This is a genomic window from Alteromonas sp. LOR, assembly GCF_000753865.1.
Lineage (GTDB): Bacteria > Pseudomonadota > Gammaproteobacteria > Enterobacterales > Alteromonadaceae > Alteromonas.
In genome coordinates this window covers 188272-212647 of the sequence record NZ_JQFW01000056.1, presented here as the reverse complement: position 1 = coordinate 212647, position 24376 = coordinate 188272, and the positions used below count along the sequence as shown (strand labels likewise).

Genomic DNA, 24376 nt, shown 5'->3' with positions numbered 1-24376 from the left:
GAACACGCGCTAGCAAGGCCCTTTTTAAACCAAATAGGCCTAGTTTCAGTATTCTACTGTCTTAGTAATACACTTTTTAGTATCGTGTTGCTTTGCCTGAGCGTGTTGGATGCACCAAAGAAAAATCACCAGGGCCTTTGTTGAAGGTAATGAAAACTAGAAAGGAAAGTTTCATCTAATGAGCCTATTTTGGATCCCGATTTTATTACTCATCGGCACCCTTGTACCCAAAGCTACCGAAAAGCTCGGTAGAAATGTATGCACAGCAATGACTATGTTCGCCCCAGCGGCATCATTGGCTATCATCGCAAGTTTTGCTCCTGCTATATTTGCTGGCGACGTTATCACCGACTATATCGAATGGATCCCCGCCATAGGTCTTACACTGTCGATGAGACTCAACGGCCTAGCGCTGCTTTTTGCTTTTCTTATCCTAGGTATTGGCCTGCTTGTTATCTTTTATGCGCGCTACTACCTCTCTGCAAAAGAGCCTGTGGGGCGGTTTTATGGTTTTTTAATTTTATTTATGACCGCAATGCTCTCTATTGTGCTGGCAAATAATTTGCTGCAGCTTTGGATGGCATGGGAAATAACCAGTATAAGCTCGTTTTTATTAATAGGATTTTGGTCTTCTAAGTCGGCGTCTCGAAAAGGGGCGCGTATGGCCCTTACCGTTACCGGTGCCGGTGGATTGGCTCTGCTTGCAGGGTTTCTGTTAATAGGCGATATTGTAGGAACTTACGATATCGGTGTAATCGTAGATAGCGCCAACACCATCAGAGATCATAGCCTCTACCCAGTGGTGTTGGTATTAGTGCTTATTGGTGCATTTACCAAATCGGCTCAATTTCCTTTTCATTTTTGGCTACCCCATGCCATGGCTGCACCTACGCCAGTAAGTGCCTACTTGCACTCTGCGACTATGGTAAAAGCAGGGATATTTCTTTTAGCGCTACTTTACCCCGTATTAGCGGGCACTGAGTTATGGTTTTTATTAGTCAGTTTGGCGGGGCTAATGACGTTTTTGCTTGGCGCTTATGTGGCTATGTTCAAACACGATTTAAAAGGCGTGCTCGCGTATTCCACTATTAGCCACCTAGGACTTATTACGCTATTGCTAGGTTTGAATACCGAATTGGCTGCGGTGGCAGCGCTTTTTCATATTATGAATCACGCTGTGTTTAAAGCCTCGCTATTTATGGCTGCGGGTATCATCGACCATGAGACCGGTACACGAGATATGCGTGAGCTCAGCGGGCTGTGGCGTTTTATGCCCTATACAGCCACACTAACAATGGTGTCTGCGTTATCAATGGCAGGTATTCCTTTGTTCAATGGTTTTCTGTCAAAAGAAATGTTTTTTGCAGAAACACTAGAGCAAGCTGTGTTTGGCTCTCTATCGTGGATGGTGCCACTTCTTGCCACCGTAGGCGGGGTATTATCGGTTGCTTACTCATTACGCTTCATCAAGGACGTATTCTTTAAAGGTGAGCCAGAGGCACTGCCTAAAACACCGAAAGAGCCTCCTGTATTCATGATGCTGCCTATAGCGCTTTTGGCTGTACTGTGTATTTTAGTCGGCGTCTTCCCTGGCTTTATGGCAGGCGATTTACTCGCTATTTCAGCTTCTACGCTATTTCCTGCGTCATCTTTACCCTACTACAGCTTATCTATATGGCACGGGCTCAATATTCCCTTGCTAATGAGTGTCATCGCTATTGTGGGTGGGGCAGTGCTGTATATCAACCGCCATCCTCTTTACCGTTTTCAGTTTCAATTTAACGACCCTGATGCAAAGCAAATCTTCGAGCAGGCCATGCAAAAGCTTGTAAAGTACGCGCAGCGAATGCATAACAGCTTAGACAATGAATCATTGCAGCGGTATATAGGGTTACTGTTTCTTTTAGTCATAGTGATGACCGCACCACCGTTAATTATGCTTAAAAATGCTGCGGGAAGCTTACCGCTTCAATCTGTCAACGGTATTGAAATTACATTGGCAGCAATACTGTGTATTGGCGCCATTGCCACCGCTATTTTGCATAAACAGCGCATGACCGCACTCATTGCAATTTCGGTAGTGGGGCTTGTGGTCTCTATTACTTTTGCGCGTTTTTCAGCGCCGGATCTTGCGTTAACCCAGTTAGCCGTAGAAATTGTCACGGTAATTTTGCTCATGTTAGCCCTGTTCTTTTTACCCCAAAAAACCTCTGCCGACTCAGCGCCAAAGCGGGTGGTTCGCGACTTAAGTATTGCGGCCGTTATCGGCGGCATAGTGGCTACCATTAACTATGCAATTATCACCAGTCCCTTCGAGACTATTTCTGATTTCTTTGTAGAAAACAGTAAAACAGGCGGCGGTGGCACTAACGTTGTCAATGTGATTTTGGTGGATTTTCGTGGCTTCGATACCATGGGCGAAATTACTGTGTTAGGCATTGCCGCGCTGGGTATCTTCAAATTGTTGACGAGAATTCCCCTTGCCATGCCCTCGGCCGATGATAAGGGTATTCCATGGACGAAGGATATTCACCCGCCTATTTTAGTGATGATTTCTCAGTCTTTACTTCCCCTTGCGCTGTTGGTGTCTGCCTATATTTTTGTTCGAGGTCATAATTTACCCGGTGGTGGCTTTATTGCCGGCCTTGTTACCTCCGTAGCGTTAATTCAGCAATACATCGCCCACGGTGTGAACTGGGTTACACCACGTATACCTGTGAATTATCAAAGCGTGATTGCATGGGGCGTATTACTGGCGGTACTCACCGGTGTTGGCAGCTGGGCGTTCGGGAAGCCATTTTTAACATCGTGGTTTGATTACTTCGATATTCCCTTCATCGGAAAAACAGAGTTGGCCAGCGCGCTTGTATTCGATTTAGGCGTTTATCTAACAGTAGTAGGGGCTACGTTATTAATCCTAGCAAACCTAGGTAAGCTAACAACCCAGCATCGCCCAACAATGGAGGAAAACTAATGGAATTATTGTATTCGCTTTGTGTTGGCGTGATGACTTTCAGCGGTGTATTCCTATGCTTACGTGGCCGTACGTTCCCAGTGGTTATGGGGTTAATGATGCTCGGTTATGCCGTCAACTTATTTCTGTTTTCAACCGGGCGGCTTAGCTTAGATGGCGCTGCTATTTTAGGTAAATCAGAAACCTACGCAGACCCTCTTCCTCAAGCGCTGGTGTTAACGGCCATCGTGATTGGCTTTGCTATGACAGCCTTTGCCGTCATTTTGTCGATGCGAGCCCGGGCCGACCTTGGGAATGATTTTGTGGACGGTAAAGAGCCACCTGGCAGGCCAAAGCAGTCGGTGTCTCGCTGGAGCAGTAAGCAATGATGGACCATTTACCCATACTACCAATTTTGGTGTCATTGATAGGCGGGTTACTTCTTTTACTGCCGCCTTTTGCTGGCATTGAACGCTATGTTAATCGAAGGGTTGCAGCATTATTTTTATGCTTACTGCAAATAGCCGTTGCAATAGCGCTAATGGCAAAAATCATTGATGCTGGGCCTATCATGTATGCGGTGGGCAACTGGCAGGCGCCTTTTGGCATCATATTGTATGCAGATTCCCTTGCTGCACTTTTGGTTCTTCTCACCGGATTTTTGGGGTTAGCCTCAACGCTTTATTCCTTCGCTGGCACAGACCGCGAAGGGCGTTATTTTCACCCCATAATGCAGTTTCAGTTAATGGGTATAACGGGAGCGTTTCTAACTCACGATCTGTTCAACCTATTTGTTTTTTTTGAAGTGCTGCTAATTGCATCGTATGTATTGCTTGTTCACGGTGGTGGAAAGCAGAGAACCCAAGCCAACGTGCATTATGTGATATTAAACCTTGTGGGCTCCGCCATATTCTTGATTGCCTTAGGGACTTTGTATGGCACTACCGGAACACTCAATATTGCAGATCTGTCCCTTAAAATAAGCACTTTATCAGGGGGAGAGCAAGTACTGGCCAAAGTAGGCGGCATGATGCTATTGGTGGTGTTTGGACTTAAAGCCGCCATGCTGCCCTTACATTTTTGGTTGCCCAATACCTACAGCGCTGCCAGCGCGCCCGTGGCTGCGCTATTCGCCATAATGACTAAGGTGGGTATTTACAGCATATTTCGGGTGTTCACTGTCATCTTTGGTGATGGAGCGGGGGCGCTTAGCAACATGGTTTTACCTTGGGTATGGCCGCTCGCTATTTTAACAGTAATTGTTGGAACAATTGGCGTGTTAGCTAGCCCTAACTTGCGCAATATTGCTGCTAATACCGTGCTTATATCAGTAGGCACCTTGCTGATGGCTTTTTCCATAAGAAGCCCAGAGGCAAGTGGGGCTGCGTTCTACTATGCACTTCACAGCACATTAATTTCAGCGGTGCTCTTTATGCTTGCCGATATGATAGGGCAGCAGAGAGGGAAAGCTTTCGACCGCTTTGTCATCGCCAAAAAGGTGACTCAGCCAACACTGCTAGGCGCACTCTTTTTTGTGGCTGCCATGGTGGTTGTTGGTTTGCCGCCTTTTTCGGGTTTCATCGGTAAGGTAGTGGTTTTACAATCTGCCGCAACGGGATTAGATAAGGCGCTAGTGTGGTCTACGGTACTTATCTCTACGCTACTCACTATTATCGCACTTGCGCGAGCCGGTACAACCCTATTTTGGCGGCATGCTGGTGAGAGCGCTAACTCAGAAGGTGAGTCTGCATCTGTATGGCAGGTAGTGGGTGTTGTATTACTGTTGGTGGCGTCTCCAATAATGGCAATTTTTGCTGGGCCCATTACCGAATACACCGCAATGGCTGCTGCGCAACTTCATGACATACGACTTCCTGTGAGTGTGTTGCAATTACAGGGAGGTCAGCAATGAGCTTGCTGTCACGCTTGCTGCCTACGCCTGGTCGCAGCGCCATATTACTTGTTATTTGGCTTATGCTGAATGTCACCGTAAGCCTGGGCCACATTATTTTGGGGTCTGTGTTTGCTATAGCAATACCCTTATTGTGTGCACCGCTACAAATTTCACAGCCGAGAATTAAAAAGCCCCTTAAAGCACTTAAATACTTTTTTATGGTGCTTGGCGATGTGGTAGTAGCAAATGTGCAGGTGGCGATTTTAGTGCTTGGGCCCATGAGCAGAATAAAACCTGGCTTTGTTGCCGTGCCGCTAGATATTAAAGAAATTCGGCCTATTACCATACTGGCAAGTACGGTAACTATGACGCCAGGAACGGTTACTGCCGAGCTCTCAAAAGATAAGCGCTATTTGTATGTGCATGTGCTGCAAATGCCGGATGACGAGCAAGAAGTGATACGGCTTATCAAAGACCGATACGAGGCAGCCATTAAGGAGATGTTTCAATGTTAGCATTCACGTTGCTATGCGTAGGGATCATGATTTCTATAGGGTTAGTCCTCAACCTATGGCGATTATTAATGGGACCTGATGTGGTAGACCGCATATTGGCACTCGATACTATGTTTATTAATAGCATTGCGTTAATCATGGTGTACGGCATACACAAAGGCACGTCGCTGTATTTTGAGGCGGCACTACTTATTGCCATGCTAGGTTTTGTAAGTAGCGTTGCATTCGGAAAATATATTCTTCGCGGCGATATCATTGAATAAAAAACGAATAAAAACCGAATAAAAAATGAAGAAAAGACTGATAGCGAATAGTAAGTAATCGAATGAGTAATAAAATGAATAGACTGCGGATAAGGATAGGTAATGAATTTTTGGCTTGAGTTAACCGTATCAGCCCTACTTATGATTGGCGGCATTTTTGTGCTTGTGGGCTCAATAGGCCTGTTTCGCTTGAAAGATGCCTACACACGCCTTCACGCCCCCACTAAAGCGACGACAGTGGGCTTAGGGGGTATTTTGCTGAGCTCGGTTATTTACATGTCTCACCTTCAAGGCTACATCAATATTCACGCACTACTGATCACGCTGTTTTTGGTGATTACTGCACCAGTAACTGCACACATACTGGCCAAAGTTGCCATGCATCACAAAGTAGAAACTATGGATTCGACACAAAACGAAGGATTAGTTGATACGGCAAGAGAGCAAAAATCTGTGAATGATGCGGCTGGCTCGAGCAGTGATAAATAGGGAAGTGTATATTGGCGATTATTTATAATCTATGGTTAGACAACCTCGTTCTGTCAAAAGTCTCTTGCGTGTAGTTTTTGATTCTCACCATACCTCAAGCGCTTTAATGCGGTTTCCTCTTATTCAATTACAATGGCGCAAAATAAGTAGTTGGCCTCAAGCTTACATTCTCTAAAGCTAGTGTATAGGCTGCGTACATTGCACAACAAGCTATTGGAAAAAGTCGCGGAGGGAAATCAACAAAAATACATTTAGCTGTTGATAACGGCGGTTTACCTGTCTACTTTGAGTTGTCAGGGGGACAGGTTCATAATGTCAGTCATGGCCCATCTCTGGTGGAGTCATCACCCTATTCTGAGGTGGTGGTTGCCGACAAAGGTTACGATAGCCAAGCTCTAAGGGAACTAGTGAGTAGCCGTAATGCCAAGCATCTCATCCCAAGAAAGAGGAATAGTAAAACAGGCAATGATGATAAATTAGCCAGAAACTACTACGGAGTGTTGGCACTGGCTTTTGCACTTATGTGGTTACCAATGTGGTTTGATTAGAATACATACTAATTGAATTCTCAACTTCTCTTTCAAAATGAGCAATTGGATCGCAGCATGTTTTTTCAAAGAAAATGCCTGTTTACTAGGCATCAATTAATAACTAACAACTTGTCGTAATCGAGCTTTCCGTGCTGGTTTGCACACCGCCCATTGTGATTGAGTACGTTCTATACTTCACTTGTCTGGTGCAGCCACCGGGGTAAGCAACACCCGGTGTCCAGGTAGAGCTTGTACCATCATCGACCATACCTGAATCCCAGGCTAAGTCCTCTATTGCTGTTTGCGCCAAGTTTTCTATAAGACATTCATTCACGCCGACGTTGGTTAGATCGTTCACATTGCCACTCATAAAATTACCGATAGGAATACCATCAACCAGCGACACGCCTTTATGCAGTGACATTGCAAAGTATAAATCCCTGTGGCCGCTGGCCGATACATCGCCGACGAATGAGACATTGAAAACCAGTACGTTAACGCCAGGGTTACCAAATTTGACAGACGCGATTGCGTCAAGCGTATTGTGCTCCCAGCTGACTTGCACACCCCCACCGGTGACATTCAAGTCAAAACCAAAACCGGTTGCCTTAGTTTCAACATAATGGTCATTCCAGCTGCTGGTGCCGATTTCTGCCTTAAGGCCTTGTGCTAATTTAAACCGAATAAGTCGCTGGGCTTCTAAGCCGGTCAAATACGTTGAAGGATGAGTAGAACAATCGCTTCCTCCAGAACTATCCATCAAGCTTGAAGCGTCCATGGGTTGACTTAAGGTCTTTTTAGAAGTGGATGAATTTGTCTGCTGGCTAGTAACAATATCAGGATCATCCATCGAGAAATTGCTGACATGCGTTCTAAATTCTTCGTTGATATCATAGAACTGAGTTAGCGCTTGCTGTTCAGGGTTTGTGAGACCAGCATCGGTTACGACCAAGTGAGGAGCTTCAGTGTATTGATTGTGATTGGTCGCTGAAATATCGAACTTATACGCGGTCTCGGTAAGAGGGTTTGCGATAATGATGGTCCTTTGTGTTGTTTCGCAAACGTATTCCGTGGTCCCGAAAAGTGGATTTTCATGGGTATTTTCCAGGATACAGCTGAATGGCTCAAACTCCTGTGTAGCAATATTTCTTGCATCGTTATAATCACAGGTATCGCACGCATAGGTTTCTGTCAATTGTGAACCGTGTGCATAGGATAAGAGTGCAAGAAATGCGGAAATAATAAGGCTTGAGGTGAGAGTTTTATTGATTTCCATAATACTTTCCTTTTTTCATAAAAATGTCCATAGGGCTGCGTCCTTCAGCCTAAAGTGTACTTTCGAGCCCATTACATCATCGCGTTCGTTGCGAAGTTGGAGAGCAAACATCAAAGATATGCGTTAGGTAGCTTTTCTCAGTCTCGAAGTACTGAATGACGCTAGCATATTATTTGAACAATTGTCACTAAATGACTTTTATAAGTTCATAAATTTGTAACACATAGAATATCAGCTAGGCTGTTTGTGAAGAGACAGTTGCCAGATAAGTTAGGAAGAGATTTAAGCCTTGCAAGCTGCAATTTTTTGAGCGATACGAATGATAGCCCAAATGCGTGCCCAACAAAAAAGGACAGCAATGCTGACCCTTTTCATCGTGCCCAGTGCAAGTCTGAGCAAATCGTATTAGACCTTACCTTGGTACTAGGTTCGCAGCTTGAGGGCCTTTTGAACTTTTTCAACAGTGAACTCGACAGTTTGACCTTCAGCAAGAGTTTTATAACCGCCAGATACAATTGAACAGAAGTGAACAAACACAGTCATGGAGCTGCCGTAGATGCTGAGAAAAAGACACGATCGCTTTGAGCGAGACGGCGATCTTCGAGAAATACGCTCCAGCTGTCTGCTCCACGTAAGTTTCAGCCCCCAGAGTCACTGGCTCAAAAAAACAATGAGCTGACGTTTAACGCGTACTTCAGCCGCAAGTGGTATCCAGTGGTTTTTTGTTATTGTTTGAGTGATAGCGAGTAAAGCAAGAATCGCGTAGTACCTGATTTCGTACTGGAAGTGCTTGTTATATTTTTACAGGGATTTCCCAAGTTCTTTTTATACTTTGCATTGATTCAACAAACTCGAAACTAGCCTCCCAAAAGTATTTATTTTCTGAGAAGAACTCTTTGTTTGTCGGCTTCTTGTCGTGCGGGATAGTAAAACTGAAATCTAAGATTGTTTTACAGTTTACATGGCTAATCTTTGTTGTAGCACTTGATTCCCAAACTTTATCGTTTCGGCTCTCATCGCCAACTCTTTTGCGCTGCCATAAAGTAATTGTTATTTCTTTTACGCTATTAAAGCTTGGCTTTTCAATTTCAATAGAACCTTTAAATTCCTCGCCAATTGCGCAGAGTGATGGTGTTAATGTTAATGGAGTCTTGCCCAACTTATAAAATTTCCGTTTTTGATAAGCGCCTATTACCCATAGAAGAATAGAGAACGAGAAAAAGCCCCCAAAAAATAAGTATATAGCAGGTGAGTTTGATTTAGTTGATATGTAAAGAAGGCTAATTGCAGCAAGAAAACAAAATGTTCCAAAAATTTGAATGGCAATACCATGTTTGCTCTCTTGGCTGTGTATAACTTTATTAAGTTTATCCAAAAATTTTATTCCTTCAAAAATCACTATGGCTTTATGTAAATTTAAAAGCTTATTACTGAGGTTTAAAGTGACACTCATTTCCCATAAAAAAACACGACCAGTGTTTTTAGAGGAATAGCGATTAGGCGTCCACTCTATGTACTAAGCTGCCATACGTCATAAAAATCATAATCGCAGCATTAGTACTTTTTTAACACTTTTGAATTAGCGTTAATGCGAGCAAGCGGCCCTTATTGGTAGAGTGGACATTAAAAATTATTTCCACTCTTTATCTTCTATAGTTTCTTAAAGTAAAGATTCCTTACTCTACCATTAGATATCCTAAAACCACTTACTGCGCCGCTATCATCACGTTCAAACGAGATATCGCCTACTTGTGATCTGAAAAAGTCACCTTTAACTGGCGCAATATGATGATCGCTAAGACGATAATGAGAAATTTTGAGCTGATCGTTGTCCGGCGAAAAATGATAAGTAGAAGAAAGTTCAGGGCTGTAGTAACTGCCTGCAAATTGAGATAACCAGGTTTCAGTCACTTCAACTGGCGTGTAAGCAACTGACACATAGGTGTCTATGTTGTCTACTCGCACTGTCATAAGGTTTTGCTCGTCATCTTCAGTAAACTCAACGAAAATTTCGCCCTCTACATTCAGCATTTTAAATGTGTTTTCATTCACGGGAGCAAGGGGGCTTGTATCATTTTTGCCTCGTGAATACATGAGTCTACCGTTGTCTAAATATATCTCTCTTGAATAGGCGTCTGGCTCATTCCAATAGTGACCCACATATGTATTTAATATGTCTTCACTTAACTCAACTTTGCTAAGTTCAAAAGAATTAGGGGTTTGTTTTGGTGACATTGACTCCATAAACGCGTCAGCAATAGCATTCTGAGGGGGAGGGGTATCTATTTCTAGAAAGCGTTCAGCAATTTGCAGAGCCAATTCCCAAGGTCTTGCATCCGCGCCGTTGTTCAATATAGCAATTGCTAAATTCTGCTCAGGAAATCGAGCTAAATATGAACGAAATCCGGCATCTCCGCCGCTGTGCTGAATATACTTGATGCCGTTGTAGTGACTAATAAATTGTCCGTATGCACCACCAAATGTGCTTCCATTATTTAACGTGGCAAGCGTATTCATTTGTTTGATAATTGAAGGACTGCCTACAGTAGGAGCGGTGAAGTTTTCCGACCATTTAAGAAGGTCTTCTGCGGTAGTAAACAAACTGGTTGCACCTACATTTGCATAGTTCAACACACTTTTTTGATAGCCATTGTCAATTGGCTCGTAGGAATAAGCTCTATTGCTAACAATTTTTTGATGATCGTCATAAAACAAGCTGTTGCTCATATTTAATGGCGTGAACAGTCTTTCTTGTGTGAATTGTGCAAAGGACTTACCGCTAACTCGAGCTACAACCTCTGCTAACAGTGTGAACCCGGTATTCGAATAAAGGAATTCTTCTCCGGGTTTGAAGTTTAGTTCTTTTTGTTTCGCTACCATTTTTAATACATGTTCGGTAGTGATCACATCATCTAAACGCCAGCCAGCCATACGCAACAAATTCCATTGATCTCGCATGCCGCTGGTGTGCGATGCTAAGTGTCGTAAGGTTATGGTTTCACCAAAATCAGGTACTTCAGGTATGTATTGTCGTACGTCTTCGTCAAAATTTAACTTACCTTCTTCAGCGAGTAACAAAATGGCAAAAACGGTAAATTGCTTCGATACAGATGCAACGTGAAACATGGTGTCTGGCGTAACAGGTATATCGTATTCGAGGTTTGCACTGCCATAACCTTTTGAGAAGACAACCTCTCCATCTTGTAATACGGCAACCGAGGCTCCCGGCTTGTCAATATCATCAAATTGGGCAAAGAGTTTGTCGAACTTTGAGGTTTGTTTCGCAACGGCATCATCAGGCACTTTAGACTTTGCAGAAGGTTGGCAGGCAGATATAAAGATGAGTAGTGATAAGCTAATAACTATTTTAACAGCAAGATGAGACACAATAACGATTCCTTGTTAACTCTTGTTTTTTGATATTCCCTAGTGAGGAGCCTAGAAAAAGTGAAAGCCGTTCAAAAGCAAATAGTAGAGTAAAACTGTTTTGGGCTATCGGCAATTATATTTTCTATGGACGTCTCACCTGGTGTAATCACTTCCCCAAAGCGTATACGTTCTATAGAGAAATGTTTAGCAAAGCCCCACACGCGTTAGTATTCACAGTGATTTTTTACGCATGCGTTTGTTTAGCACCGCATCGCCGTCTTCCTTTGAAAGCAAGATGCTGTCTGTAATGCTTACCAATGCCAGTATTGCCATAAATACCATGGCGATAGTGAATGTTGTTATGTCTGGTGTGTCGGCAGATTGACCGAGTATTAACGCAGCCACTGCTATGGCCAGTGCTGAAAGTGTTATTCCCAGCCCGCGATTCATTTGCATCAATATTGCCCCAAGGGTATTGGCATCGCGCATCTTATCTGGGGGAACGTCTGCAAAAGCGATGGTATTTAGCAAAGTGAGGTGCATTGAACGGGTAATGCCATTGATGAATAGCAGAGCTGCGATGGTAAAGGACGAGGTGTGAGCATCAATCATTGCCAAGGCGACAAAACCTAGCGCAATAAGTACTCCGTTAACAATCAATACCGGTTTAAAGCCAAAGGTATTCATAATCCATGTTGTGGCAGGTTTAATAGCAAGGTTACCTGCAAACAGCCACAGTAAGATAGAGCCGGCTTCAACAGGTGTGTAACCCAAGCCAAGTTGCAGCATTAGGGGAATAAGAAAAGGCGCACTGCCTAGCGCAATGCGCACGACAGAGCCGCCATACACCGATAATCGAAAGGTGCGATGCTGCATTGCATCAAATGAGAAGAGCGGATTCTTTGCTCTTTTTATGTGCCACATGGCAAGCAGCATACCCACAAAACCCACGGAAATAATGGTGGCACTTTCTAATAGTCTGTCACCGTTACTCGCAAGAAACTCAATGCCAGCCATAAAAAGTGCAAACCCTACGCCGGTGAGCAGAAAGCCTTTTACATCGAATGTGCTTACTTCGCCTTTTGTATTTTGAAGTAGATATGCCGAGGCAATAATCGCAATTAAGCCCAAAGGAATATTCATATAGAATATCCATTGCCAACTGAAATGTGTGGCAATATAGCCCCCTAATACAGGGCCGAGTAAAGGGGCACTCAGCGCTGGCCAGGTAATTATGGCCACCGTTTTAACTAATTTTTCTTTTGGCAGGTCACGAAGTACCACTAACCGACCAACGGGCACCATCATTGCACCGCCAATTCCTTGCAGTATTCTCGACAGGGTAAATTCAACCAGAGTGGTGCTCAAACCACATAGCACAGAGGCAAGAGTAAATATCCCAATGGCAGCAATAAATATGGTTCTAGCGCCAAAGCGATCGGCCACATAGCCACTGAGGGGGATGAACAGGGTAACCGCAACAAGGTATGCCGATACACCAATTGAAAGGTGCGCAGCGGGGATCCCAAAATCTGCAGCAATAACTGGGAGCGCCGTGGTAATAACCGTGGCGTCCAGAATTTCCATAAAGAGCGCCCCCGCCACGAGAAGGGCAGTGGCAGCGTCTTTACTGATTAATTTCAAAGGCGCGCACAACTCTAGCTACGCCAGTCACATTGCGAGCAATGTCTACCGCGGCGGTGGCTTCTAGGCTGGATAATCTGCCCATAAGAAATACTTCAGAGTCTTGTACTACTACCCTTACTTGCAACGCAGGTACGCGCTCGTCGGCAACCAGCTTTGTTCTCACTTTGGATGCTAGCCAAATGTCGTTGGCTTGAGTGCCTGCACCTATTGGAGTAGCAACGCGCACTTGGTTGTGTATTTTCTTTAAATAATCCACGTTTTGGGCGCGTTCAACCGCTTCGTTAATGAGCGCTTGATTGGGCGCTTGACCGGTGAGCAGCGCTACGCCATTGTAAACATCAACCTGTAGGTTAGCTTGCTCTTTCAACGCATCGCTTTTAGACCATTGAAATGCTACCGCACTGTCGGCATTTTGGTCGTCAAGCTGGGTGCCCACGGTTCGCCGGTCGTTAGCTACCTTCGCTGCAACAGCACCTGCAGCGCCAACCGCCACTACACAACCTTGTAAGGTCATGGCAAAAGTAATAGCTAGAATGCTTACGCATTTTGTCATTGGCTTCATAAATTAATAATTACTCGTCACCGTGATCAGCTGGGAATAAGCTATCGTCAATGCACTCGCATAAATTGTGAATGACTAGCAAATGCACTTCTTGTATTCGTGCAGTACGGTTTGAGGGGACGCGAATTTCTACATCGTGCTCACTAAGAAACCCGGCCATTTCTCCACCGTCTTTACCAGTCAATGCAACTATCGTCATGTCGCGCGACAGTGCTGCTTCCATGGCGGCGGTAACGTTGCGCGAGTTTCCGCTGGTAGAAATAGCAAGAAGGATATCGCCGGGTTGACCTAGCGCACGTACTTGCTTGGCAAAGATTTCATCGTAGCTGTAATCGTTGGCAATAGACGTAATTGTTGAGGTATCGGTACTCAATGCTATAGCAGGCAGGCTAGGGCGGTCCCTTTCGTAGCGATTTAGCATTTCAGAAGAAAAGTGCTGTGCATCGCCAGCCGAACCGCCATTACCGCAGCTAAGCACTTTATTTCCACGAATAAGCGCTTCAACCATCATGCTCGCTGCTTTTTCAATCGACTCTGGCAAAATTTCAGAGGCAGCAATTTTGGTTTGAATACTTTCAGTAAAGTTAGCTTTAATTTGTTCAATCATACTTCTTCTCTTTTTAAGCGAGCTGCTGATAGAAAATCTTCAGCGCTGGTGGGCGCGTATGAGGCGCTTCGAATGCTAAGGCTGGCATTAGCCAATATTTTTTAGCCATTGAAGACGATTACCGTCGATAGCAATAACGTCGATCCGCAATGAGGTAGACGTTGAATTGAGGCTATTATCTAACAAATAGAACTCAAACGCAGCTTGAATTCGCTGCAGTTTTTGTGCGGTAACGAATTCTGCTGCATTGCCAAATTTCGTATTCTTACGATATTTGACCTCAACACACACTATGGTGTCGCCGTCTTGCATAACAATATCTAATTCGCCTCGGCGTGTGCGATAGTTTTGACAGCGTAAGGTTAGGCCTTGTTCCAACAAAAATTGACAGGCTTGTTGCTCTGCTGCATTCCCTTGCACTAGCGACATAATAACTCTCTATTCTGTGAGTATTTCCACTTTTTCATTGCGAATGATAGCCCTGGGCTGCTGCCGCTCTACTTCGCCATTCTCGTTTAGTGACAGCGAGCCTGTAAGCCCATCGTGATTCAAGTATTGTAGCGTGTTTAATATACCAAGCTGAGGGAGTAGCTCATATGCGTCGTACCCAAAGGCGAATAAACGCTTTTGCATGGTACTTTGTGCTGCAAAGGCTTGGTCTACGGTTTGGGCTAAACCTTGCCATTTATGCTGCGGCATTAACCAGGGCATATCGATAAAGTGAATGTTTTTCAAATCACGCCACTGGTTTTTACCGCTGTCGTAATCCATAGAGCGAGATGAGGCATAAACGGGTATGGGCTGCCCATCAAGAGGGTTAAGACTGGCTTCAATAATCGGGTTAAGTAATTCAGTGTCTTGTGGTGAAGCAAACGCGATAATCGCGTCTATGTCTCGTCTGCTACGAGGCATGTTGTACACTTCGTCATTGGTCATGTACTCAATTTGATTAATTCGCTCGTTGCTTTGCGCCACATCAAGCGCTGAAGTAATGCCCTCTCTCAGCGAATTACTGTCATTAAACGTTACCGACGTGATGTTGGTGCGGCGTTTGCCCTCTGCCTGGTTCAGCGTTTCCCAATGCGCTTTAAATGTGTCGTCCATACGCATGTAGAGAGAGCTCTGCTCTGCAATAACAATAGGGGCCCTGAAACCTTTGTTAAATATAAGCTCTGCAAGCTGTTTGGCCTCATCTTCTGGTGCTAGACCAAAGAAGTTAGCTGCGATAGGTTGCTCTACAGACGTTTTCTCAGATAAACCTTGCTCTGCAGATAAGGGGGGCATCGCGCTTTTTTGTTCTGATAGCGAGCCGGCTGCAGCGTTCCCCGAAGCATCCTGCTGTGCAAGCAACTCAATGGTTCTATCAAGCTCGCCCATTGCCTGCTGGAAATTATCAAACCGATTTAGGGCTAATACATTTACCCCAGTAGGTAGGGCAGGCACTACGCGTTCAACGTTATCTTTAAGTAGCGGGCCAATAACAAATTTTGCTTCTCCGATGGCACTTACAATACCCTCGACATCTTTGTCTGTGGTATCGACAAAGCTAAGCTGAGGCAGGTCGCGCTCGCTCTGATTTTCTTCAATGCTCTGATAATACGCCGCCATGATGCCGTTTTTAATGGTGTTACCCGTTGCGCCAAGGCGCCCCGATAGTGGGAGCAACACGGCAATGCTGTCGATGCTAGGGCGAGAAAGCTGGGTAGCGGTATCTACATTTTTAGGGAAAGCTTTGCCTAAACTATGACCTGCATAGACACGTTTGAAATTACGTAGGTTAGCGGCAAGTTGCTCAGGGGTAGAACGATATTCTTGCGTTAATTTTCTTAAGCTAACAAAGGGAGAAAGATCGGGATACTGCGCGCTTACGTCGTCAAGTGATGATAAGGGCAATGACGTTACCCATGCCCAAATTTGCTCTACTTTTTGTTCGTCAGTGAGGTCGGTTTTCAATAGGCTATTTGCCGCCGCGCCATAATTACCCTCGCGAACAAATAACTGTGTCTGAAGGTGTGCTTTTTCGACAGCAAATTGGCTTTGGTCAGGCACTGTCTCAAGCAGGGTCAGTAGGGTTTGAGGCGACGCGTCAGGGCTGTTCACATATACTTTTGCCATAAGCAGAGCGTAAGCAGATTGGTTAGCAGTAGATACGCCGTCTTGCTTCACTTCATACAGCACTTGTTGGGCTAACAGGGGCTTTTGATTTGCGATATACAGCTCAGCAGCTTCTAGAAGTAAGGTGTCTCTTCGCTCTTTATTGCGAGTTTCAAGCCACGCCTTTTTTGCCTCAACAAGCTTGTGTTCAGGTGTAATCTCTTCTTGGGTAACAGGCTGCTCAACAGGAGATTTTACGTTTGTTGAAACGTTAACCGCTTTTTTGGGCGTACTCGTGCAGCCAACTAACAATAACGGTGAAAGCAGTAATGAGGTTACCGCAAAACGCGTAATGTGTTTTCCAGTGGTTCCGGTATGGCGCACAGTTTCATTCCTTTTACTTCGATATGGGCTCAGTTTATCTCAACCAGTGTGAAAATCTACGCTTGGCGGCATAAACTGGACTATTGGCATGTTACACTTACCGCATTATCACGTTTCTATTATTATTTATGACTAACTCTGCCAATTCTATGAATGACGTTGCTACGCTATACATTGTACCCACCCCAATCGGAAACTTAAACGACATAAGCGCTCGTGCTATCGAGGTACTTGGCAGTGTGAGTTGGATTGCGGCAGAAGACACCCGCCATAGCTCAAGATTACTTCAGCACTTGAGTATTACTACCAAAACATTATCGCTGCACGATCATAACGAAGATAAGCGTGCAGCCATGTTATGCGAGCGATTAAAAGGTGGCGAGGCGGTTGCATTAATCAGTGATGCAGGAACACCGCTTATAAGCGACCCTGGCTTTATCTTGGTACGTCGCTGCCGCGAGCAGGGCATCCCGGTTTGCGCCCTGCCAGGCCCCTGCGCAGCCATTACAGCATTAAGCGCGTCAGGCTTACCTACAGATAAGTTTATTTTTGAAGGGTTTTTGCCAGTAAAAGCACAGGCCAGAGAGAGTGCGGTTTCTGCGTTACTAGATAGACCTTACACGAGTGTATTTTACGAAGCGCCACGCAGAATTTTAGACACAGTAACGCTTATTCAGCGCGTGCTCGGGGAAAGGCATATTGTGGTGGCGAAAGAGCTCACCAAAACCTTTGAAACTTATGTAAGCGGCAGCGCCCAAGATGTTATTGATTACCTAACATCCGAAGCGGCCCACCAAAAAGGCGAATTTGTGGTGATGATTGGCCCAGCTCACATTAGTGAACAAGAAATTCCCTTTGAGGCAATGTCATTGCTGCACACCCTTTGTGAGCACATTCCACTGAAAAAAGCTGCTGCGGTAGTTGCAGGACACTATGGATTAAAGAAAAACGCACTTTATCAAGCGGGGTTGGACGCAAAAGAATAAACCTGAGGTTATTGGGGCTGGCACTGATCTTAACTGTCTTTTAGTTGTTACCAATTAAGAGAATGTTGAACAGCAGAAAATGGAGGCGTAAATGAAAAAAACATTGAAAATCACCATGGCAGAGGGCAAGTGGCTGGTAGATGTGTTCTCAAAGGCCAATGATTCGGGAGTGTTCGATTTGATTCACCCTAATACCAGCGCTGAGATATCGTTTAATGAAGGTGAGATGTATGGTTTTCGGTATAGCGTAAGCGGAAAACAAGGTACCTCATTTACCATCGAGCTGGATGATATCGTGCTAGTGGAAGGGGAAATAGATGAAAGCGAAACCGCAAAGGGTAGCGGTGTTATATAAGCGCTATCGATAAAGCCCGGCCAAAATGTCGGTAGTTAACATCGACACGTTTGCTGGCCTTTGACTTACGACAATTAAACGATGAGGTATGCAATGCCGTTACCCCTTTCGCTTCTAGATTTGGCGCCTATTTCAGAAGGCCAGAGTATAAGTAATGCACTGAGTAATTCGCGAGAGCTAGCTCAACAAGCAGAGCGCAGTGGATATCAACGGGTTTGGTTGGCAGAGCATCACGGTATGTATGGCGTGGCAAGTTCTGCTACTGCGGTAGTACTAGGGAATATTGCTAATGCGACCAATCATATTCGAGTTGGAGCGGGTGGTGTGATGTTGCCTAACCATTCGCCTCTGGTCATTGCTGAGCAATTTGGCACATTAGAGACTTTGTATCCCGGGCGTATTGATTTAGGACTTGGGCGAGCTCCAGGTACTGATATGGCTACCGCTAAAGCATTACGTAGAAACCTTAGTAATTCAAGTGCTATAGACACCTATCCTGACGATATTAAAGAGCTTCAGCGCTATTTAAGTACTCCTGAACCCGCCCAAAACATTGTTGCGGTGCCAGGCGCTAATACGCATATTCCTTTGTGGCTATTAGGCTCTAGTTTATACAGTGCGCAGCTTGCCGCATCGTTTGGGCTTCGCTATTCATTTGCCTCACATTTTGCACCAGACCAGCTTTTTGATGCTTTGCATCTTTATCGTTCTACGTTTACTCCGTCCGAAAAATTAGAAAAACCTTATGTTATGGCAGGGGTAATGGCGGTAGTAGCCGATACCGATGAGGAAGCGCAATACCTTTTCACTTCGGTTCAACAACAGTTTATGAATATGCGCCGAGGGCTTAATAAGCCTTTTGCTAAACCGACGGACGACTTATCTACAATGTGTACGCCTACTGACCATGCAATGCTGTCTCATGTATTGAAGTACGCGCTGGTCGGCTCAAAAAACACAGTGACTGAGCAGCTAGCACAGTTTTTAGGGAAAACTGAGGTCGATGAGCTGATTGTTTCAATGCCCATCCATAATTTAGACGCTAGGTTAAAGAGTGTGTCGCTGCTAGCCGAGATAATGCATTAGAAATGCTGGACTGACGTGTAATTAAAACGGTTTCGATTACATCGAAATTCGTAGATAAGGGCCAGCATGGTAGAACACAAAAAACACTAAGAAAAAGTCGGCCGATGTAGGCCGACTGTTTTTAGATTTATTGGCTTAAGACAAGCGCCCTTTAAAGTCTTCGTACGTGAAACTTCGAACTAATTCAAACTCACCGTTCGAGCGCAATATGCCAATGGACGGATGGTCAACACCATTAAAAAACGTAGTTTTTACCATGGTGTAGTGCATCATATCTTCAAACTGAACACGGCTTCCTGCTACGAGAGGTTCATCGAAGGAGTAGGTGTCTATAACATCTCCAGCAAGACATGAGTTGCCGCCAAGCTTATAATTGTGGGCTTTTTCATTTGGTAATGCCGCATTTAATACGGTAGGTCGATAGGGCATCTCTAGCACATCTGGCATGTGAGCAGTGGCCGAGATATCCAATATGGCAATATCACCTTCGTTATTTACCACGTCCACCACTTCCGATAGTAAAGGGCCTGTTTGCCACGCTACCGCAGAGCCTGGCTCTAAGATAATATCAAGGTGGGGGTAACGCTCTTTAAATGCTGACAGTGTGTTGATTAAGTGCTCAACGTCATAGCCTTCACTTGTCATTAAATGACCGCCGCCTAAATTCAACCATTTCAATTGATGTAGCCATTTGCCAAATCGTTTTTCAATGGCCTGCAAAGTGCGCTCTGTAGCAAAAGAATCACATTCGCATAAATTGTGGCAGTGAAAACCTTCAATTCCATCAAGGCTTACACCCTCTAACTCATCCGCTCTTATCCCTAATCGCGAACCGGGTGCAGCGGGGTCGTAAAGTGGTGTATCTGCTTCTTGATGCTCTGGATTAATTCTCAAACCAAGTGATACGCCTTTTAGCGCCTCACGATGGGTATGCCATTGGCTGAGGCTATTAAACGATAAATGATGTACCAGTGAAGCCAGTGCTTTTGCATCCTCGACTTTATAAGCAGGGGAGTAGGCATGAACTTCTTTGCCCATTTCGGCTGCTAACTTTGCCTCCCACACTGAGCTTGCGGTGGCACCCTGAAGATATTGTTTGACGATATCGAAGCAAGACCACATAGAAAAGCCTTTAAGGGCTAAAATAATTCGCACGCCTGACTCGTCTTGAACGCGCTTCATCAGCGTTAGGTTACGAATTAATTTTGCCTCCTCAAGAACATAGCAGGGTGAGGGAATATCAGTGCGTTGGGTAAGATCGGTCAAGGTGTTCACGCTCCGGTCAATAACGTAAAAAAGGGGCACTTAACATAGCGCCCCTCGTAAATATCAATAAGTATTTGTTTAAAGCAATCTACTTAGTAAATGGGCTGCTATCGCACTCTAGTACATGCCACGGCAGTCCGTGTTCATTAAGCATATCCATGAACGGGTCTGGATCAAACTGTTCCATATTCCACACACCGGCTTCTTTCCACGTGCCGTTTAACATAAGTGCAGCACCAATCATCGCAGGAACGCCTGTGGTGTAAGATACCGCCTGAGCACCCACTTCCTCATTACACTTAGCGTGTTCGCAGTTATTGTAGATAAAGATGGTCTTTTCTTTGCCATCTTTTATACCTGTAATGTAAGTACCAATACAGGTCATGCCTACATAACCTTCTGCAAGCGAGCCTGGGTTAGGTAATACAGCTTTTAGAAACTCTAAAGGCACAACTTGTTGGCCTTGAAATTCTATAGGCTCAATGCTCGTCATACCGATACCTTCAAGCACGCGTAGGTGGTTGAGGTAAGCCTCGCCAAATGTCATCCAAAAACGGGCACGTTTAAGGGTTGGGAAGTGTTTCACCAACGACTCAAGCTCTTCGTGGAACATGAGGTACGAAGCGCGCTCGCCTATATTTTGATAGTCAAGGTCTTCTCGAACGCTAAGCGGATCAGTTTCTTTCCACTCACCATTTTCCCAAAATTTACCACGCTGAGTAATTTCGCGGATATTGATTTCTGGGTTGAAGTTAGTCGCGAATGCTTGACCGTGATCGCCGCCATTACAATCGACAATATCAAGGTAGTGAATTTCATCAAAGTAGTGTTTTGCTGCATACGCAGTAAAGACGTTAGTGACACCTGGATCAAAACCACTTCCAAGTAATGCCATGATACCGGCATCTTTAAACTTGTCTTGGTACGCCCACTGCCATGAGTATTCAAATTTAGCTACGTCTTTCGGTTCGTAGTTTGCGGTATCAAGATAATGAGTGTTGGTTGCCAAACACGCGTCCATGATAGGTAAATCTTGATATGGCAGTGCCAAATTAATCACTAGGTCTGGCTGTACTTCGTTGATTAACGCTTCTACTTCTTTAGCATTGTCAGCATCTAGAGCAAATACGCCTTTCACGCGGTCTTCACCAACTTCTTGCTGAAGAGCTTCACATTTAGACACCGTTCGACTTGCTAAGAATATTTCATCGAAATGTTGTGGCAAACGAGCACACTTTTTAACCGTCACTGAGGCAACGCCGCCAGCACCAATAATGAGAACGCGAGACATAGTATTAATCCCTAAATTTTGCGAGTAAATTTTCGCTGAATGCTAGCAGACACCGACGATTTGGCAAGCAAAGTCAGTGTCTGAAAGTATAAATAGTATAAATTTTCCTGCTAACGATAGAAAACGTTATGCACGTTTTAACTATCGCAGGGTTTACAAGCTTGTTTAGTCAAGCTTGGGTCGTGCATAGATTGCAGTTAGGGCGCCGCAGTATTAATCGGCGGCGATACCACCACAGAGCCGTCAACCTTGTAATAAGGATATAGGAGCAACCGTTCTTCCTGTTCAGGCGACGATGTCACTACCGCTATGGCATCAACATTTTTGCTGTTCTGTGTATTGATAGTAGCAGCATAGACTAAAACGCTGTAACTGTTGGTGTCTGTGGTTGTGTCGATGATCCTCCACTGGAGTTGCTCTATGAGCTGCGACTCACGTTTGCTCTCAGTGGTTTCATCTGCAAATATACAACCGTTTTTACCGTCTTGGTTTATAGCCGCAAAAGGGTAAAATACATCGCTGTTTAGCAGCATTAATTTACATATGGAAAGTGATTTGGAAACAAGTTCTTTTAAAGGGGTTGGCAATGTAACTGGTCGGTCGATCATGTTGTATCTCCTCAAAGTTAGCGTTGCTTGCGATGCTATAGTTAAGACTCTATAGGTCATCGCTATTATTTTACGATTGCTGTTTTTAGATACCCTGTACTTTTTTTCCTTTCATCATTGCTTACGGTGTATTGGACTCATAGGTTTACTATCACTACAGAAATGAGCACTGTGCAATATCCTTAGCGAGCACCCTGAAGTCCGCCGGTGTGTAAGACAATAATCTTACTACCTGATTTAAATGTGCCCTTTTTAAGCATATCTTTCAATGCGAAAAATACTTTTCCGGAATAAACAGGCTCAATATCAAAGGGCATGGCGTTGTTAAAGTTCTCACAAAACGCCTTTAAATAGGGCGGCGCCTTTGCATATCCACCGCAATGGAATTCATGGTTAATATGCCAGTTACTGTTTGTTTTTCTCTCTTCGTCATTGCTCGCAGGCGCTTTTGCTGCGAGTTCTTTTGTCATAATTTCTTTTGCCAAAAGAGCGGGGGCTAAGAACTGATTAACTAAGGATTCCAAGTAATCTTGGCCTTTGAGCACGCCAATACCAATAGCGTGCTGGTTTGGCGTTAACGCACTGACAATACCTGCCATTGTGGCACCACTGGCTACGGGGGCAATGATAGTGTCGAACTCGGCATTGTGATTGGCAGCGAGCGCTTCAGCAATCTCACTAACTAGCTCTGCAACCCCTCCGATTGCCTGTTCTTGGCTTCCCCCTTCTGGGATGATAATGGCAGGGGAAAAGCGCTCTTTTAGTGTGTTGAGGTATTCTGCAGAGTCACGTTTTTTATAGGTTATTCGGTCAACATACTCAATATCGACGTTCCATGAAGTTAGGTCGCTAATCATTGGTGTTGGTGTAGCAGAATAGTCACCACGAATTATGGCTGTAAGCCGAATGCCGAGGGTATTACACACATATCCGAGTGCATGCAGGTGATTTGAAAAGCCACCACCAAAACTGATGAGTCTGACAGAGCCTTTGGCGTATAGAGAGCCTTGAGCGTTAAAAGAGCCCTCAGCGTTGAAGGAGCCCTCAACGGTGGATGAAGAGCCCTCAGCGGTGGATGAAGAGCCCTCAGCGGTGAATTGAGAACCCTCAGCAATAAATGAGGACTCTTCATCGTCAGGAGAGTCCCCATCAGCATTTTGAGGTAGTCCTTCCTCAAATGCAGCACCGTCTAGATATTGCTCTGCGTAGCCATAAATAAACTGTTTCAGTTTTCGCCATTTATTACCAGACACTACGGGGTGTATTTTGTCGTCGCGCTTTACATAAATGGTCACATCCTCGGCACCAGGCCAGTCAGGTGTGAACAATTCTAAAGGTGAAGGCTGGGTGAGTGTTTTCTCAAGCGCTGTTAGTTTATTCACAGGAGGAAGTTGCCATAATTGATCATTCATTATCTGCTCGCAGTATAACTAATACAACCACAAATCAAAAAGTATGGAAATGTTGAAGGCGTCAGTTCGTCAAATAGGGCGACTAAAATTAACGCTGGACAGTCATACAGGGAAAAATGATGAAACCTAAATTAATAACGAAAGCTGAATTAGTGTGTATCAAACACGCAATCTCAGATAAATCGCAGGCAGAGAAGAGCTCGCTCATGGGTTCTCTAGCTAATAAGCTTCGCACTGTCGTGAAACGGGCTGCTTTTTTAAGTTTAACAATGATGAGTATTTCTCTGATGAGCGTATCTTTTACATCACATGCTGCTTTGCCTTCGCCAGTATCCGAAAGTGTGCCCAATGCAGAAGTTGTGGGCAAAGATATGTTTACTTATTACCTATTCGACGTTTACGAGGCTACTTTGTTCGCTCCCAAGGGAGAATATGAGAAAGGAAAGCCTATTGCCTTAACGCTAAAATACCAACGTTCGCTAGACGGTAAGAAAATAGCGGAGCGTTCTATTGATGAGATGAAAAAGCAGGCAAAGCTTGATTCAGAGAAAGCCAAGCGCTGGTTACAAGACATGGTAGATATTTTCCCGGATGTAAAAGAGGGAGATGTATTAACAGGCGTAGCCAATGAAGAGGGCAACGCCTTATTCTATTTCAACGGCGAAAATGCTGGGGAAGTTAAAGACCCAGAGTTTACGCAAAAATTCTTTGATATTTGGTTGGGTGAGAATACCTCAGAGCCTAAGTTTAGAAGAGCGTTACTAGGCATCAAATAAATTGCTTTGTGTG

The 24376-nt window shown here is 44.6% G+C and carries 23 protein-coding genes and 1 pseudogene; 11 read left to right on the top strand and 13 right to left on the bottom strand.

What is annotated here, in order from left to right; all coding sequences use genetic code 11:
* Window positions 1–178: 178 nt before the first annotated feature.
* The 7 genes and pseudogenes from JV36_RS0116410 to JV36_RS19490 form a co-directional block, all read left to right on the top strand.
* Window positions 179–2974, top strand: coding sequence for a monovalent cation/H+ antiporter subunit A (locus JV36_RS0116410; RefSeq protein ID WP_032097388.1), 2796 nt, complete (start codon window positions 179–181; stop codon window positions 2972–2974).
* Window positions 2974–3342, top strand: coding sequence for a Na+/H+ antiporter subunit C (locus tag JV36_RS0116405; protein WP_032097389.1), 369 nt, complete (start codon window positions 2974–2976; stop codon window positions 3340–3342). Before JV36_RS0116410 ends, JV36_RS0116405 begins: the two co-directional genes overlap by 1 nt.
* Window positions 3339–4865, top strand: a complete 1527-nt coding sequence (locus tag JV36_RS0116400; protein ID WP_032097390.1) for a monovalent cation/H+ antiporter subunit D — start codon at window positions 3339–3341, stop codon at window positions 4863–4865. The genes JV36_RS0116405 and JV36_RS0116400 overlap by 4 nt, the downstream gene beginning before the upstream one ends.
* Window positions 4862–5362 carry a Na+/H+ antiporter subunit E gene (locus tag JV36_RS0116395; protein WP_032097391.1) on the top strand — a complete coding sequence of 167 codons (501 nt, stop codon included), beginning with the start codon at window positions 4862–4864 and terminating at the stop codon, window positions 5360–5362. Before JV36_RS0116400 ends, JV36_RS0116395 begins: the two co-directional genes overlap by 4 nt.
* Window positions 5356–5625 (top strand): K+/H+ antiporter subunit F, encoded by a 270-nt coding sequence (locus JV36_RS0116390; RefSeq protein ID WP_032097392.1) that lies wholly within the window; start codon window positions 5356–5358, stop codon window positions 5623–5625. The genes JV36_RS0116395 and JV36_RS0116390 overlap by 7 nt, the downstream gene beginning before the upstream one ends.
* Before the next feature lie 102 nt (window positions 5626–5727).
* Complete coding sequence (locus tag JV36_RS0116385) at window positions 5728–6114, top strand: Na+/H+ antiporter subunit G (protein ID WP_032097393.1); 387 nt, start codon at window positions 5728–5730, stop codon at window positions 6112–6114.
* A 188-nt stretch (window positions 6115–6302) separates the two neighbouring features.
* Window positions 6303–6662, top strand: a pseudogene (locus JV36_RS19490) (transposase); the annotation flags it as partial.
* A gap of 103 nt (window positions 6663–6765) precedes the next feature.
* Here the strand turns inward: JV36_RS19490 and JV36_RS0116375 are convergent.
* The 9 genes from JV36_RS0116375 to JV36_RS0116335 all read right to left on the bottom strand — a co-directional run bounded on the left by JV36_RS0116375 (window position 6766) and on the right by JV36_RS0116335 (window position 16583).
* Window positions 6766–7839, bottom strand: coding sequence for a hypothetical protein (locus JV36_RS0116375; protein WP_152561605.1), 1074 nt, complete (start codon window positions 7837–7839; stop codon window positions 6766–6768).
* 504 nt (window positions 7840–8343) lie between these two features.
* Window positions 8344–8463, bottom strand: a complete 120-nt coding sequence (locus tag JV36_RS19485) for a cold shock domain-containing protein (protein WP_081926654.1) — start codon at window positions 8461–8463, stop codon at window positions 8344–8346.
* A gap of 250 nt (window positions 8464–8713) precedes the next feature.
* Complete coding sequence (locus JV36_RS0116365) at window positions 8714–9295, bottom strand: hypothetical protein (RefSeq protein WP_152561606.1); 582 nt, start codon at window positions 9293–9295, stop codon at window positions 8714–8716.
* A 275-nt stretch (window positions 9296–9570) separates the two neighbouring features.
* On the bottom strand, window positions 9571–11307 hold the full coding sequence (locus tag JV36_RS0116360; RefSeq protein WP_032097397.1) for a serine hydrolase domain-containing protein: 1737 nt from the start codon (window positions 11305–11307) through the stop codon (window positions 9571–9573).
* Window positions 11308–11520: 213 nt separating this feature from the next.
* Window positions 11521–12876 carry an MFS transporter gene (locus JV36_RS0116355; protein ID WP_032097576.1) on the bottom strand — a complete coding sequence of 452 codons (1356 nt, stop codon included), beginning with the start codon at window positions 12874–12876 and terminating at the stop codon, window positions 11521–11523.
* A 40-nt stretch (window positions 12877–12916) separates the two neighbouring features.
* Window positions 12917–13489 carry a BON domain-containing protein gene (locus JV36_RS0116350; RefSeq protein ID WP_032097398.1) on the bottom strand — a complete coding sequence of 191 codons (573 nt, stop codon included), beginning with the start codon at window positions 13487–13489 and terminating at the stop codon, window positions 12917–12919.
* Between the two features lie 19 nt (window positions 13490–13508).
* Window positions 13509–14105, bottom strand: a complete 597-nt coding sequence (locus JV36_RS0116345; RefSeq protein WP_032097399.1) for a phosphoheptose isomerase — start codon at window positions 14103–14105, stop codon at window positions 13509–13511.
* Window positions 14106–14192: 87 nt separating this feature from the next.
* Window positions 14193–14534, bottom strand: coding sequence for a YraN family protein (locus JV36_RS0116340; RefSeq protein ID WP_032097400.1), 342 nt, complete (start codon window positions 14532–14534; stop codon window positions 14193–14195).
* Between the two features lie 9 nt (window positions 14535–14543).
* Entirely contained in the window at window positions 14544–16583 is a 2040-nt protein-coding gene (locus tag JV36_RS0116335) for a penicillin-binding protein activator (RefSeq protein ID WP_032097401.1), read from the bottom strand.
* A 149-nt stretch (window positions 16584–16732) separates the two neighbouring features.
* On the opposite strand from JV36_RS0116335, the gene rsmI reads away from it, so the two are divergent.
* The 3 genes from rsmI (at window position 16733) to JV36_RS0116320 (ending at window position 19010) form a co-directional block, all read left to right on the top strand.
* Window positions 16733–17569, top strand: coding sequence for a 16S rRNA (cytidine(1402)-2'-O)-methyltransferase (rsmI, locus tag JV36_RS0116330; protein ID WP_032097577.1), 837 nt, complete (start codon window positions 16733–16735; stop codon window positions 17567–17569).
* Between the two features lie 91 nt (window positions 17570–17660).
* Window positions 17661–17924: a hypothetical protein gene (locus JV36_RS0116325; protein ID WP_032097402.1), complete on the top strand. Its 264-nt coding sequence runs from the start codon at window positions 17661–17663 to the stop codon at window positions 17922–17924.
* A gap of 93 nt (window positions 17925–18017) precedes the next feature.
* Window positions 18018–19010, top strand: a complete 993-nt coding sequence (locus JV36_RS0116320; RefSeq protein ID WP_032097403.1) for an LLM class flavin-dependent oxidoreductase — start codon at window positions 18018–18020, stop codon at window positions 19008–19010.
* A 135-nt stretch (window positions 19011–19145) separates the two neighbouring features.
* Here JV36_RS0116320 and nspC read toward each other — a convergent pair whose 3' ends face one another.
* The 4 genes from nspC to JV36_RS19130 all read right to left on the bottom strand — a co-directional run bounded on the left by nspC (window position 19146) and on the right by JV36_RS19130 (window position 23587).
* On the bottom strand, window positions 19146–20297 hold the full coding sequence (gene nspC / locus JV36_RS0116315; protein WP_160173377.1) for a carboxynorspermidine decarboxylase: 1152 nt from the start codon (window positions 20295–20297) through the stop codon (window positions 19146–19148).
* Window positions 20298–20364: 67 nt separating this feature from the next.
* Window positions 20365–21567, bottom strand: a complete 1203-nt coding sequence (locus JV36_RS0116310; protein ID WP_032097404.1) for a saccharopine dehydrogenase family protein — start codon at window positions 21565–21567, stop codon at window positions 20365–20367.
* Window positions 21568–21764: 197 nt separating this feature from the next.
* Window positions 21765–22175, bottom strand: a complete 411-nt coding sequence (locus JV36_RS0116305; protein ID WP_032097405.1) for a hypothetical protein — start codon at window positions 22173–22175, stop codon at window positions 21765–21767.
* A 182-nt stretch (window positions 22176–22357) separates the two neighbouring features.
* Window positions 22358–23587 carry a 1-aminocyclopropane-1-carboxylate deaminase/D-cysteine desulfhydrase gene (locus tag JV36_RS19130; protein ID WP_052010336.1) on the bottom strand — a complete coding sequence of 410 codons (1230 nt, stop codon included), beginning with the start codon at window positions 23585–23587 and terminating at the stop codon, window positions 22358–22360.
* Window positions 23588–23706: 119 nt separating this feature from the next.
* Between JV36_RS19130 and JV36_RS0116295 the strand changes: the two genes are divergently transcribed.
* Window positions 23707–24363 (top strand): chalcone isomerase family protein, encoded by a 657-nt coding sequence (locus JV36_RS0116295; RefSeq protein ID WP_235207871.1) that lies wholly within the window; start codon window positions 23707–23709, stop codon window positions 24361–24363.
* Window positions 24364–24376 lie beyond the last annotated feature (13 nt).